This window comes from Lactobacillus amylolyticus DSM 11664 (assembly GCF_000178475.1).
Taxonomy (GTDB): domain Bacteria; phylum Bacillota; class Bacilli; order Lactobacillales; family Lactobacillaceae; genus Lactobacillus; species Lactobacillus amylolyticus.
In genome coordinates this window covers 65,858-79,338 of sequence record NZ_ADNY01000066.1, presented here as the reverse complement: position 1 = coordinate 79,338, position 13,481 = coordinate 65,858, and the positions used below count along the sequence as shown (strand labels likewise).

The 13,481-nt window shown below is 37.6% G+C and carries 10 protein-coding genes and 2 pseudogenes; 11 read left to right on the top strand and 1 reads right to left on the bottom strand.

All coding sequences use genetic code 11. The features are described 5' to 3' along the window. Nucleotide 1: 1 nt before the first annotated feature. From HMPREF0493_RS07375 to hpt, 11 genes and pseudogenes are all read left to right on the top strand, one after another. Nucleotides 2–2,398: a phosphoketolase family protein gene (locus HMPREF0493_RS07375; protein ID WP_006352702.1), complete on the top strand. Its 2,397-nt coding sequence runs from the start codon at nucleotides 2–4 to the stop codon at nucleotides 2,396–2,398. Between the two features lie 430 nt (nucleotides 2,399–2,828). Continuing rightward, nucleotides 2,829–4,169 (top strand): family 4 glycosyl hydrolase, encoded by a 1,341-nt coding sequence (locus tag HMPREF0493_RS07370; RefSeq protein WP_006352701.1) that lies wholly within the window; start codon nucleotides 2,829–2,831, stop codon nucleotides 4,167–4,169. A gap of 20 nt (nucleotides 4,170–4,189) precedes the next feature. Then, on the top strand, nucleotides 4,190–6,070 hold the full coding sequence (locus tag HMPREF0493_RS07365) for a PTS sugar transporter subunit IIBC (RefSeq protein WP_006352700.1): 1,881 nt from the start codon (nucleotides 4,190–4,192) through the stop codon (nucleotides 6,068–6,070). 66 nt (nucleotides 6,071–6,136) lie between these two features. Next, nucleotides 6,137–6,865 carry a MurR/RpiR family transcriptional regulator gene (locus HMPREF0493_RS07360; RefSeq protein WP_228117008.1) on the top strand — a complete coding sequence of 243 codons (729 nt, stop codon included), beginning with the start codon at nucleotides 6,137–6,139 and terminating at the stop codon, nucleotides 6,863–6,865. Between the two features lie 54 nt (nucleotides 6,866–6,919). Then, nucleotides 6,920–7,408, top strand: a complete 489-nt coding sequence (locus HMPREF0493_RS07355) for a hypothetical protein (RefSeq protein WP_040457419.1) — start codon at nucleotides 6,920–6,922, stop codon at nucleotides 7,406–7,408. Nucleotides 7,409–7,426: 18 nt separating this feature from the next. After that, the gene (locus HMPREF0493_RS07350; protein ID WP_006352697.1) at nucleotides 7,427–7,915 is read left to right on the top strand and encodes a PTS sugar transporter subunit IIA; all 489 of its coding nucleotides are present in this window, start codon (nucleotides 7,427–7,429) and stop codon (nucleotides 7,913–7,915) included. 144 nt (nucleotides 7,916–8,059) lie between these two features. Next, nucleotides 8,060–8,905, top strand: a complete 846-nt coding sequence (locus HMPREF0493_RS07345; protein WP_006352696.1) for a patatin-like phospholipase family protein — start codon at nucleotides 8,060–8,062, stop codon at nucleotides 8,903–8,905. A 4-nt stretch (nucleotides 8,906–8,909) separates the two neighbouring features. Further along, the gene (locus HMPREF0493_RS07340) at nucleotides 8,910–9,179 is read left to right on the top strand and encodes a hypothetical protein (RefSeq protein WP_006352695.1); all 270 of its coding nucleotides are present in this window, start codon (nucleotides 8,910–8,912) and stop codon (nucleotides 9,177–9,179) included. Between the two features lie 57 nt (nucleotides 9,180–9,236). After that, nucleotides 9,237–9,894, top strand: a pseudogene (locus HMPREF0493_RS07335) (nitroreductase). 72 nt (nucleotides 9,895–9,966) lie between these two features. Further along, the gene (locus HMPREF0493_RS07330; protein ID WP_006352692.1) at nucleotides 9,967–11,307 is read left to right on the top strand and encodes a hemolysin family protein; all 1,341 of its coding nucleotides are present in this window, start codon (nucleotides 9,967–9,969) and stop codon (nucleotides 11,305–11,307) included. Nucleotides 11,308–11,428: 121 nt separating this feature from the next. Further along, entirely contained in the window at nucleotides 11,429–11,989 is a 561-nt protein-coding gene (hpt, locus tag HMPREF0493_RS07325; RefSeq protein ID WP_006352691.1) for a hypoxanthine phosphoribosyltransferase, read from the top strand. Nucleotides 11,990–12,045: 56 nt separating this feature from the next. On the opposite strand, the pseudogene HMPREF0493_RS07320 reads toward hpt, so the two are convergent. After that, a pseudogene (locus tag HMPREF0493_RS07320) lies at nucleotides 12,046–13,370 on the bottom strand (APC family permease). Nucleotides 13,371–13,481: the final 111 nt, after the last annotated feature.

Genomic DNA, 13,481 nt, shown 5'->3' with positions numbered 1-13,481 from the left:
AATGTCAGTCGATTACGATTCAAAAGAATACTTAAAGAGTGTTGACGCGTACTGGCGTGCAGCCAACTATCTGTCAGTTGGGCAGCTTTTCTTAATGAAGAATCCTCTTCTTAAGACCCCTTTAGTTGCTGAAGATGTAAAGCCAAAGCCAATCGGTCACTGGGGAACAATTGCTCCACAAAACTTTATTTACGCTCACTTAAACCGTGTACTTAAGAAATATAATTTAGATATGTTCTATATTGAAGGTTCCGGTCACGGTGGCCAAGTAATGGTTTCTAACTCATACCTTGACGGCTCATACACTGAACGCTACCCAGAAATTACTCAAGATGAAAAGGGTATGGCAAAATTATTCAAGCGCTTCAGTTTCCCAGGTGGTGTTGCCTCTCACGCTGCTCCAGAAACTCCAGGATCAATCCACGAAGGTGGGGAATTGGGCTACTCACTTTCACATGGTATCGGTGCAATTTTGGATAATCCTGATGTAATTGCCGCTGTTGAAATCGGTGACGGTGAAGCTGAAACTGGCCCACTTGCAGCAAGTTGGTTCAGTGACAAGTTCATCAATCCAATCAAAGATGGTGCCGTTCTTCCTATTTTGCAAATTAATGGTTTCAAGATTTCTAACCCAACAATCGTTGCGAGAATGAGCGATGAAGAATTAACTGAATACTTCCGCGGCATGGGTTGGGATCCACATTTTGTTTCTGTCTTTAAGGGTGGCCGTTTCGATGGTGAAAAGGATCCAATGCAAGTTCATGAAGAAATGGCTAAGACCATGGATGAAGTCATTGAAGAAATCAAAGCTATTCAAAAGCATGCTCGTGAAAACAATGACGCAAGTTTGCCACATTGGCCAATGATTATCTTCCAATGCCCAAAGGGATGGACTGGCCCAAAGAAGGACTTGGATGGCAACCCAATTGAAAACTCATTCCGTGCTCACCAAATTCCAATTCCAGTCGCACAAGGCGATATGACACACAAGGATATGCTTGTTGATTGGCTTAAGAGCTACAAGCCTGAAGAGTTGTTCAATGAAGACGGCTCTCCTAAAGAAATCGTTACCGAAAACACTGCTAAGGGCGATCACAGAATGGCTATGAACCCAATCACTAATGGGGGTAAGAACCCTAAGCGCTTGAATTTGCCAGATTACCGCCAGTATGCTTTGAAATTTAAGCCAGGTCAAATGGAAGCACAAGACATGGTTGAATGGGCTAAGTATCTGGATGAAATTGCTAAACTTAACCCTGATACATTCAGAGGCTTTGGACCTGATGAATCTAAGTCCAACCGGTTGTTCAGCTTACTTGATGATCAAAAGCGTCAATGGGAACCAGAAATTCATGAACCAAATGATGAAAACTTGGCTCCAAGCGGCCGCATCATTGACTCACAATTATCAGAACACCAAGATGAAGGCTTCCTTGAAGGATATGTTTTGACTGGTCGTCATGGCTTCTTTGCAACTTATGAAGCATTCGGTCGCGTAGTTGATTCAATGCTTACGCAACACATGAAATGGCTTCGTAAAGCTAAGGAACAATATTGGCGTCACGATTACCCAGCTCTTAACTTCGTGGCAACTTCAACAGCATTCCAACAAGACCATAATGGGTACACTCACCAAGATCCAGGTATTTTGACTCACTTATATGAAAAGAATCGTCCAGACTTGATTCATGAATATTTGCCATCAGATACAAATACCTTGCTTGCTGTATCTAATAAGGCATTTCAAGATCGTGAATGTATCAACGTCTTGGTAACTTCTAAACAACCTCGTCCACAATGGTTCTCAATTGAAGAAGCTGAAAAACTTGCTGACAAAGGCTTAAGCTACATTGATTGGGCTTCAACTGACAAGGGTGCAAAACCAGATGTTGTCTTTGCTTCAACTGAAACTGAACCCACTTTGGAAACTTTAGCAGCGATTGATATTTTGCACAAGAAGTTCCCAGAACTTAAGATTCGCTACATCAATGTTGTGGATGTCATGAAATTGATGAACACGACGGATAATCCTAACGCTATTTCACAAGAAGAATTTGATCGTCTATTCCCAAGCGATGTTCCAGTTATTTTTGCATGGCACGGCTACAAGAGCATGATGCAATCAATCTGGTTCGGCCGTAAACGTTACAATGTTCATATTCACTGCTATGAAGAAAATGGTGATATCACTACTCCATTTGATATGCGTGTCTTGAACCACCTTGATCGTTTCGATTTGGCTAAAGATGCTGTTGAAAGCATTCCAAGTTTGGCTGGCAAGAATGCGGACTTTGTAAATGAAATGGATAACTTGCTTGCTAAGCACCATCAATACATTCGTGATAATGGTAAGGATATTCCTGAAGTTACCGGATGGAAATGGGAAGGTCTTAATTAGGACAAAACAATAGAATAGATTAATAGAAATCACAGTTGAAAGGCTGTGATTTTTATTTTGTCTTTATTTATTAGAGCATGTAAGAGTTTCGTAAATACTGAAACGAATTCCAAGCATCAAAATTGACGGTCAAGTTATAACTCAAATAAAATAACATTTGTACCAAAAGAAAGCACTTATACATCAGTTTATTTTAGTCTTAAAATAAAGGCTTAATAATTTTCTTTAGCTTTGAAATATATTTCATAAAATGAAACAAATCATTCAAACGCTGAAATAAATTTTCAATAGTCAGAGAAAGCGATTACATAACTCTAAAATTATGGTATAAATAAAACTGTAAGTTAGCTGACTGCTTAATAAGGCTTTTCAAAAGTTGATATCATTCGATTTAGCCTTAGGTTTTAGATATATTGAGAGGTAATTTTAAATGGCTAATGATAAGAAGTATTCGGTAGTTATCGCCGGTGGCGGTAGCACGTTTACACCAGGCTTCGTGCTTGACTTGATCAAAAGTCAAGACATGTTTCCACTTAGACAATTAAAGTTCTATGACAACGATGCAGAACGTCAAGAAAAAATTGCAAAAGCCGTAGAAATCATCATTAAAGAAAGAGCGCCACAAATTAAGTTCTCATACACCACCGATCCAAAGAAAGCCTTTACTGATGTTGACTTCGTAATGGGTTCAATTCGTGTTGGTAAGTATCATATGAGAAGCTTAGACGAAAAGATTCCTTTGAAGTACGGTGTTAATGGTCAAGAAACGACCGGACCCGGAGGAATGGCCTATGGTTTACGTTCTATTCCAGCAATTATTCAAATTATTGACTGGATGGAAAAGTATTCACCAAATGCTTGGATGATTAATTATTCAAACACAATTGCCATTGTTGCTGAAGCTTGTCGTCGTCTTCGTCCAAATGCAAAGGTTATCAACATTTGTGACATGCCTATCGACATTATGAACAGAATGGCTAAGATCTGTGGTTTGGATTCATTCCACGACTTAGACTTCACTTACTATGGTTTAAACCACTTCGGCTGGTGGAAGTCAGTTCGCAATAAGAAGACTGGCGAAGACTTAATGCCTAAGCTTAAGGACTACGTTTCTAAAAATGGCTACTGGGTTGGCGGCGACTATGATAAAGATACTGAAGCTAGTTGGGAAGCAACCTTTAAGAAAGCTAAAGACTGCTACTCATTAGATCCAACCACTTTGCCAAACACTTACATGCAATACTACTACTTCCCACAATACGAAGTTGCTAATGCAAATCCAAAGCACACTCGTACTGATGAAATTCTTGAACACCGTCAAAAGATTGTCTTTGGCGAATGCAAGAGAATTGTTGAAGCTGGTACTGCTAAAGATAACATTTGGGACATTTCAGGACTTCACTCAGAATATATTGTAGATATTTGCCACGCAATTGCTTACAACACTCATGAAAAGTTCTTAGCCAACTGTCCTAACAATGGTGCTATCTCCAATATGGATCCAGATTCAATTGTCGAAGTTCCTTGCCTCTACGGCGCAGATGGTATTCAACCACTTGCTACTGGTAAGGCTGGTAGATTCCAACGCGGCTTGATGATGGAACAACAAACTTGTGAAAAATTAGTTGTTGATGCATATGTTGAACATTCATACAACAAGATGCTTCAAGCCTTCACTTTGAACAAGACTGTTCCAGATGCAAGCGTTGCTAAGAAGATTCTTGATGACATGATGGTTGTTAATAAACCATATTGGCCAGAACTTAAATAGTTTTTAGAGGTGAAATAATTATGATGCAGAAAATACAGCGTTTTGGGGCTGCGATGTTCGTCCCAGTTATGCTATTCTCATTTGCGGGTATTGTCGTAGCTCTTGGTAGCTTGTTCAATAACGCAACGTTGTTCGGTTCACTTGCAAACCCAGGTACCACTTGGTACAACATCTGGGATACAATTTCAGCCGGTGGTTGGACAGTCTTCAACCAAGAAGGAATTTTGTTCACGGTAGGTTTACCTATTGGTTTAGCTAACAAAGCTAGAGGTAGAGCTGCCATGGAGTCAGTAATCACTTACTTGACTTATAACTACTTTATCGGTGCTATGTTGTCACACTGGGGCAGCGCATTTGGTATTCCAAACTTTGACAAGATTCAAATTGTCTCAAACGCTACTAACAACGGTTTGACTACCATTGCCGGTATTAAGACTCTTGATACCAGTATCTTGGGTGCCTTGGTAGTTGCCTTGATCGTTGGATGGCTTCACAACAAATACTTCGATAAGAAGTTGCCTGATTGGTTAGGTATTTTCCAAGGTTCAGTTTATGTTTATTTCCTTGCATTCTTTGCAATGATTCCATTAGCACTTCTTACTTGCTGGGGCTGGCCAAAAGTCCAAAGCGGTATTGCCGCTATGCAAAACTTCATTGTAAGCAGTGGATTTATCGGTATTTGGGTTTATAACTTCTTAAACCGTATTTTGATTCCTACTGGACTTCACCACTTGGTATACATTCCATTCCAGTTCGGTCCAGCCGTTGTTGCCGGTGGTTTGCAACCATACTGGTTGAAGCACTTGGCAGAATATGCCGCAAGTTCTCGTCCTTTGGCTCAATTAGCACCAATGGAAGGATTCCAGCTTTACGGTAACGAAAAAGTATTCTTAGTTCCATTTATTTGTCTTGCCTTCTACGCAACTGCTAAGAAGAACAAGAAGAAGCAAACTTCAGCTTTGCTTATCCCAGCTGCTTTAACTTCAGTTTTAGCAGGTATTACTGAACCTATTGACTTTACCTATTTGTTCGCAGCTCCAGTTCTTTGGGTTGTTTACTCAGTAATGTCAGCTACGATGAACACTGTGATGTACGCATTTGGTTTAAGAGGTTTCATGTCAGACGGTGCTATTGGTATCGCATCCCAGAACTGGTTGCCATTGTGGGAACACCACTGGAAGATTTATGTAATGCAATTTATCGTTGGTATTATCTTCGGTATTATTACTTACTTCGTCTTCAAGATTATGATTGAAAAGTTTAACTACATCACTCCAGGTCGTGAAGCTGATGATCAAGATGTTAAACTTATTAACAAGAAAGAATACAAACAAAAGATGGCTGCTAAGGAAGCTGGCAAAGATGCTAGCGATCCTTACATTGCCAGAGCTACTGCTTACCTTGACTTATTAGGTGGTGCTTCAAACATTACCGAATTGAGCTCATGTGCTACTAGATTACGTGTATCTGTTGCAGATCCAAGCAAGGTTGCTCCTGACTCAGAATTCAAGGCAAACAAGGCTGTTAACGTTGTTCACCATGGTAAAGCTATTCAAGTTATTGTAGGTCTTGATGTTCCTCAAGTTCTTGATAAAATGAACGACTTGATAAAACAAAGCGGAAGCGCTGCTCAAGTATCAACTGCTCAAGATAATCCATATATTGAAAGAGCTACTGCTTACCTCGACTTGCTTGGTGGCGAATCCAATATTAATGATTTGATCAGCTGCTCAACTAGAGTAAGAGCTCATGTTGTTGATATGAGCAAAGTTGCTAACGATGTTGACTTCAAGAAGTACGATGCTAAAGAAGTCGAACGTAAAGATAATGAAAAAGAAGTTGACATTGTAGTTGGCTTAGACGCAGATCAAATTGTCGATAACATGAAGAGTTTAATGTAATTGTAAGCGATTGTTAACTTGTGCTAAAATATATTTACATTTTGAATGTATTTAAAGGCACGAGTTATGGCAAATCTAAAAACAATGATTTTAAATAATAACGATAAATTGAATGATTCTGAAAAAAAGATCATTCAATTTGTTGTAAATAACCCAGAATCTTGCAGCAAACTCAGTTTGTCTAAATTAGCAAAAAAACTGTATGTTTCAGAATCCGCTATTTTCAGACTCTGCAAGAAATTAGGACTTAGTGGTTATAGTGAATTAAAGTTTGATCTCCATGAACTTGCTTCGTCTGAGAATCGAGCAATTAGAGCCCATAGTGATTTTGCTCATGATTTGTTAAAGGCAACAGCTGATGTTGTAAAGTATTTTCATAGCTTGAATTTGAAAAATCTATATCAAGCTTTTGATAATGCAAGCATGGTCTATCTTTTTTCAACTGGATGGGAACAGCAGCTAATTGCACAATACATTTCACATGAGTTATTCATGGTTGGTTTACATACGACAATTTTGCCTTCTGCTGTCGATGAGCTTAAGGCTGCAAGTCGAAATGCTAAAAAAGGTGATGTACTATTCATTATTTCATTTTCGGGTGACAGTAAGATCATCAATGAAGAAATTGCAAAATTGAAGTTGCGGACGGATAAGTTTGTTTTGGTTTCATTAACCAACATGAAGCAAAATAAATTAGCATCTTTAACGAAATACAATATGTATTTTCCAACTGTAGTTTTTTGGAAGGACCTGAAGATAACCAAGAGGTTGCCTTTACTCCAGCCTATTGTTTAGTTGATCTATTGGTTAGTGATTATTCAGCCTTTCATAATGAAAAGAGGAACCGTGATGTGGGCAGTAAGTAAACGCAAATTTTCGAATCTACTTGACCGAATTGCAAGAACGGTACATTTAGATGCAAATCGAACCATTGAATGGTATTCTTACATCTTGTTTTTAATCCCAATTGCTCTTTGGTTAATGATTGAAATGCGCATTCTCGCTAGCAAGCAATCATGGACAGTAATGTTCAAACAACCAGCGGTTGCAGTGGGTGTGATCATCGCATTCGTTGATTTGATGACAGGATACTATTTATTACTGAAGGAACAAGAAGTGCTTGAAACTTATGAGAATTATCGTTTCTTCATGATGTGGCAAGCTATAAGTCAAATTCTTGTTGGCAATTTCCTTTGTTTTGTGATGGCTTTAATTGGAATTCACGAAGCAAAAAGTCTTAAGAATGGGCAGCGTGATGCAACAGTAACAGTTGTCAGCATTGTTTCCGGTTTGTTTTTAGTAATTTGTTTCGGATTTATCCTTTTAATGAGTTTATAAAAAGTTGAGGTTATAATTATGTTCAATTTCTTTAAGAAAAAGAAAGCTACTGGTACTGAAGTTTTAGCAGCAGTAAGTGGTGAATTGATGCCAATTACTGATGTTAAAGATGACGTCTTTTCAACAAAGATGTTAGGTGATGGCTTTGCAATTAAGCCAAATGATGGCAATGTTTATGCTCCTGTAAGCGGTGAAATTTCTACTGTTTTCCCAACTAAGCATGCAATTGGAATTAAAACTAAAGAGGGTCTTGAGCTTTTAATTCACTTAGGTCTTGATACAGTAGAGTTAAAAGGTGCTCCTTTCACTACTAATGTTAAACAAGGCGATCAAGTTTCAGCAGGTGATCAGTTAGCCACAATGGACCTGAAACAAATTACTGATGCCGGTTATGATGACAGTGTAATTGTTGTTTACACTAACATGGATCTGCTTAAGGCTGTTGATCCAATTGAAAAGCGAAGCATTCAGCATTCCGAAAAAGCACAAACTATTCATTTTAACTAATTGTTTTGTTAAATATTTTTCCCCCCCGAGAGTTAAATTAACCTCAATTTGATAATAGGTAATTTGATAGTTTTGAAGTTCCGACGTTTAGTCGGGACTTTTTTGTTATAAAATAATAAGTAGAGTAAATATGGAGGTGTTCAGGTGAAAAAGGGACTAGTTCTTGAAGGCGGTGCAATGCGTGGAATGTTTACCGCTGGCGTTCTTGATGTCTTGATGAAAAACAATGTAACTTTTGACGGAGCAGTTGGCGTATCAGCTGGTACGGCTTTTGGCGTTAATCTGAAATCTAAACAGCCTGGACGAGTATTGCGTTATAATTTACGTTTTGCTGGCAATCCACGTTATGCCAGTTGGAAGTCTTGGTTTCAATCGGGCAATTTATATGCGGCAAATTTTTGCTACCATTTGATTCCTGAAGAGTACGATCCGTTTGATAAAAAAACTTTTAGAGAAAATCCAATGGAATTTTGGAGCGTATCCACTGATGTTGAGACTGGTGAAGCTGACTATCATCTTTTAAGGGATGGCAGTTATACGGACCTTGAATGGGTTAGAGCTTCGGCTTCTATTCCATTTTTTGCACATCCTGTCGCCATTAAAGGACATTACTATTTTGATGGTGGGGTTTCCGACTCAATACCATTGACCTTTGTAGAAAAGCATTATGATTTAAACGTCGTGATAACTACTCAGCCTAGAGAATATCGCAAAGGCAAAGATAAATTGTGGCCAATTGAGAAAATGGTTTTACGGCAATATCCAGCCATTTTAAAGAAAATAAAAACACGATCACAAGATTATAATCGCTGTCTTGATGAAATTGAACGGCAAGAAAAGGAAAAGAAGATTTTTGTGATTCGTCCGCCATATCCGCTTGAAATTGGTACGGTTGAGACTAATAAGGATGAATTAAAGCGCATTTACCAGATTGGAATTAATGAAGGGCAGAAGCAGGTAACAGCCTTAAAGAAATATTTGAAAGAGTGATTTTATGAAAAGATATAGACCAAGTACCAAAAGTGTTGTTATAGGAATTGTAATTATGATTGCAGGAATTCTCTGTTGGGGGATTGTTGCGCCATTAAAAAATAATCCGCATTTCTTCTTTTTGTTTCCATTAGGTCTAATATTAATTTGTATTGGTGGTTTAGAATTGACAATAACGGCTCTTAATACTGTTCACAAGAATGACTTGGCGATGCGAGAAGCAATTAAAAAGCGAGAGGCCGAAAAAAAAGCAAAGAAAGAAGAGCAAAAGTAAGAAAAATTATTCTGGTTTTAATATAATTTAAACTAAGAAATAAGGAGGGCCTTCTAAATGGATTTTGATGAAGTTTTTAAAAAGGAAAGAGTAACCCGTAAATTTACTAACCGGAAAGTAAATGAAAGATTGCTGGCTAAAATTGTTAAAGATGCGCAGCATTCACCATCCTTGCTTAATTCTCAACCATGGCACGTCTACATGGTAACGGGTGGCAGTTTAGCTAAATTAAAGCAGGCACAAATGGAAAACGCTGATTCTGGCAAAGAGCCAAGCGAAGACTTTGCATCAATGCTTTCGCTTGATTGGGATACTTTTCCAAGTCGCAACATGGCAACAATGGGTGCTTCGCAGACATACTTTTTTTAGAAATAAGCTTAATTTGTTTAATGAAGCAAATAAGGAAATGTTTAATGCACCAGCAATTGCATTTTTGACCATTCCTAAGATTTCCCCAGCTTGGTCTGTTTTTGACTTGGGAATCTTTGCACAAAGCTTGAAGCTTTCAGCAATTAATAACGGTATTTCAGTAATGCCCGCGCACTCATCGGTTTCTTATCCTGACCTGGTTCGCAAATATGCCGGCATTTCTGAAAATGAAATGGTCGGAATGGCAATTGCACTTGGCTATCGCGACAATGGTGCAGAAGTAAATGATCCAAAGTTCTACCCAGACAGAGTACCATTTGAAAAGATTTATAAGTTGAGTAAATAAGTTTTTATAAGAATGGTAGAATGAAAGTAAACGGAAGATTTTATAAATTCTTATTAAAAAGGTGACAAAATTTTGAGTGATCCTGAAATAATTGAAAATTTGATTGCAACACTGATTATTTTTATCTTTGCTTCCTTTTTCGTTGCTGCCGAATTTGCGTTAGTGCAGACTCGTGCCAGTCAACTTGAAGATATGCTTAGTAATGGTCAGGGCAACAAGAAAAAAGTAAAACGGGGATTGCATATGGTTCGCAATCTGAATGAGTATTTGTCAACTACCCAGGTTGGTACTACTTTAGTTGGTGCTATTTTAGGTTGGTTCTCGGGTGATACAATTGCTGCCATTCTTGAAAAACTATTTAAGTTGACGCCAATGAATCTTTCATTGGTAAAATCAGTCAGTACTATTTTAGCTTTGATTTTGTTAACTTACTTGGAAGTTGTCGTTACCGAAATCGTGCCTAAGAATATTGCAATTGATATGCCGGTCAAAATTTTAATGGGTATCATTACGCCGCTGCAATGGTTCCATACCTTGGTTTATCCGTTTGTTTGGCTTTTAAACAAGAGTTCCAATGGACTATTAAAGTTAATGGGATTCCAGCCGGCTGACGAAGAAAACGAAATTTATTCACAGTCTGAAATTATTAAGTTATCGCAAAATGCCGTTCATGGTGGATCACTTGATAAATATGATTTAACTTACATGGAACGTGCCTTTGAGCTTAATGATAAAGTTGCAAAGGACATTATGACTGACCGGACACGCTTAACGGTTCTTGATTCAACTGACACAATTAAACAAGCCCTTAAAATGTATTTGGATGAAGGATTCAGTCGTTTTCCAGTTGTTCGTGATAATGATAAAGACGACGTCGTTGGTTATGTTTATGCTTATGACATAGTTCAGCAAAACCAAGTGGACAACAACGTCCCTGTAACCAGAATTATTCGGACAATTATTGCTGTACCTGAATCAATGCCAATTCAAGATATTTTGCATTTGATGATTCAAAAACATACACCAATTGTTTTGGTAGTTGATGAATACGGTGGTACGAGCGGAATTGTAACTGATAAAGATATTTATGAAGAGCTCTTTGGTTCCGTTAAAGATGAAATTGATGATGTTTCTGATGATTACATCATTAAGGATAAAGAAGGCAATGTTCACGTTTCTGGTAAAACTACCCTGTATGATTTTGAACGCTACTTCCATACTAATTTGAAGAGCTTTCAAGATAGCGATATTATTACTATTGGTGGTTATATGATGGAACATTATCCTGATCTTAAAAAGGGTGATTCCATCACAATTGAAGGTTACAATTTCAAACTTGATAGTATTGAGCAAGGTTTTATGAGATGGTTTATTGTTAAACCTGAAAGTGAAAAAAATGCTGATCAAGAATAAGCATAATTTTTAAAAAGGTTAAGAGAAAGCGCTGAGACTAGCGCTTTTTTATATAAAGATGTTATAATCACTTTTATCGAGTATTTATTAATGATTATTAGTAAAGGAATATTTAAACAAAATGGCAGATAATATTAATCAAATTATTGATCATAAGTTATTCACTGAAGATGACATTCATGAAATGTGCGTCCGCTTGGGCAAGCAATTAACTGAAGATTATGCTGGCAAAAAACCATTGGTTGTTGGTGCTTTAAAAGGCGCAATTTATTTCTTAACTGATGTTACCCGGCAAATGGATGTTGCCCATCAATTAGATTTCCTTGATGTTTCCAGTTATGGCAATGGTTTTGAATCTACTGGAAAAATTAAAGTAGTGACAGATCTTAGTGCCGATGTCAAAGATCGCGATGTGTTGATTATCGAAGATATTGTTGATACTGGCTTAACGTTGAAGTTTATGAGGGACCTAATTAAGGGTCGCGGAGCTAAGAGCGTTAAGTGCTGTGCTCTTTTGAATAAGGACGCTCGCAGAACAACTGACGTCACAGTCGATTATTATGGTTCAAAAGTTGGCAACGAATTTGTTGTTGGCTACGGTTTAGACTTTTTAAACATGTATCGTAATATTCCTTATATCGGTGTATTAAAGCCAGAAATTATTGATAAATATGCCAAGTAATTAAAAAAGGTAAATAAAAAACCTTGCCCAAAAGCGGCAAGGTTTTTTTACAAAAATTAATTCTTTAAATTATTGTTGGCCTTATTTTGTTTTTGCTTGTAATAATAAATTGGCATTCCTAGCAAGGTTAAGCCAATTCCAATCATTGAAAGAATGAATTGGTTGATAATTGTGGAAACAACAATGAAAACACCACCGATAATTGAAATTAGTGGAATCAATGGATACCAAGGAACCGAGAATGGTCTCTTTAATTCAGGTTCCCGCTTGCGCAAAACAAGAACTGCAATTGAAAGCATTGTATTGAAGGTCCACATGACAAAGACCAGCATGTCAGTTAGAACATTAAAGTTGCCTAGCAAAATCATAATGATTGCAATCAAATTGACGATTACGGCGCCAATAATTGGTACACCAGTATGGATATTAGTTTTACCAATCTTATTAGAATAAGGGAGCAAATTGTCCTGAGCAAGAATATACGGCGTTCTCATCCCTGTTAGCATAAAGGCGTTAAAACTGCACCATAGACCGAAATCAAAATGCCGACAGTTACCAATTTGCCGCCAAATTGACCAAATAATTTACTCGATGCTTCAAAAGCAGCGTTGTTGTTATTGACTAATTGATGAATTGGCAGAACAGTCAAAAAGGTATAATTGATCAGTACGTAGATCAAAGTGATAATGGACAATCCAGCAATAATGGCTCTTGAAAGGTCCTTTTCAGGATTCTTTACTTCGTTGGCGAGATTAGTAACTACAATCCAGCCTTCAAAGGCAAAAAGTGCTGAAAGAAGACCTTGACTTAGGCCACCAGCCATTGATTTGCCGGCACCAACTGTAAGTGGCAAAATTTGAATATTGATTCGATTTTGATTGAAAATTCCCCAGATAATGATTAAAACAATTGGAATAATTTTTAATACCGTAATTACTGATTGCATTTTACTGGAAACTTTCGTTCCAATTAGGTTAATTCCAAATAAGAATAGAACCAGTAAAATCGCAATTAGATTGGAAAATTTATTGGAGATGCCAAACAAAGAAACAAATTGAACGCCAAAGATAGAACTTAAGGCTCCGATTTGGGCGGGAAAGTAGACGATCATTTGTGCCCAACCGAAGAGAAAGCCCCACACTCTGCCATATGTATAGTCTAAATATTTAATTGCCCCGTTGACTTTCAAACTGGCCGCAATTTCAGAAACGGTTAAGCCGGAAGCAATTGAAATTACTCCGGCTAATATCCAGACAAACAAGGTCATTGAAGTACTGCCTGTCTGGGCCGTAATTGTACCTATTTTGAAAAAAACTCCAGCACCAATGACTGATCCGACTACGGTCGCCAGAGCCTGGGTGAAGGAAATCTGTCTTTTCATTGTATCAACCTTTCAGAAAAGAACATAAATCAAACTCTTTTTATTATACAAAATATTAAGGGCTTGGTATAGAAGAAAAGATTGGTTAAAATAGTTAGTTAGGGAGGAAAA

What these genes read in the sequence shown, in the direction of transcription:
- HMPREF0493_RS07375 (WP_006352702.1), top strand. Translation starts at nt 2, where the DNA reads ATGTCAGTCGATTACGATTCAAAAGAATACTTAAAGAGTGTTGACGCG.
- HMPREF0493_RS07370 (WP_006352701.1), top strand. Translation starts at nt 2,829, where the DNA reads ATGGCTAATGATAAGAAGTATTCGGTAGTTATCGCCGGTGGCGGTAGC.
- HMPREF0493_RS07365 (WP_006352700.1), top strand. Translation starts at nt 4,190, where the DNA reads ATGATGCAGAAAATACAGCGTTTTGGGGCTGCGATGTTCGTCCCAGTT.
- HMPREF0493_RS07360 (WP_228117008.1), top strand. Translation starts at nt 6,137, where the DNA reads ATGGCAAATCTAAAAACAATGATTTTAAATAATAACGATAAATTGAAT.
- HMPREF0493_RS07355 (WP_040457419.1), top strand. Translation starts at nt 6,920, where the DNA reads ATGTGGGCAGTAAGTAAACGCAAATTTTCGAATCTACTTGACCGAATT.
- HMPREF0493_RS07350 (WP_006352697.1), top strand. Translation starts at nt 7,427, where the DNA reads ATGTTCAATTTCTTTAAGAAAAAGAAAGCTACTGGTACTGAAGTTTTA.
- HMPREF0493_RS07340 (WP_006352695.1), top strand. Translation starts at nt 8,910, where the DNA reads ATGAAAAGATATAGACCAAGTACCAAAAGTGTTGTTATAGGAATTGTA.
- hpt (WP_006352691.1), top strand. Translation starts at nt 11,429, where the DNA reads ATGGCAGATAATATTAATCAAATTATTGATCATAAGTTATTCACTGAA.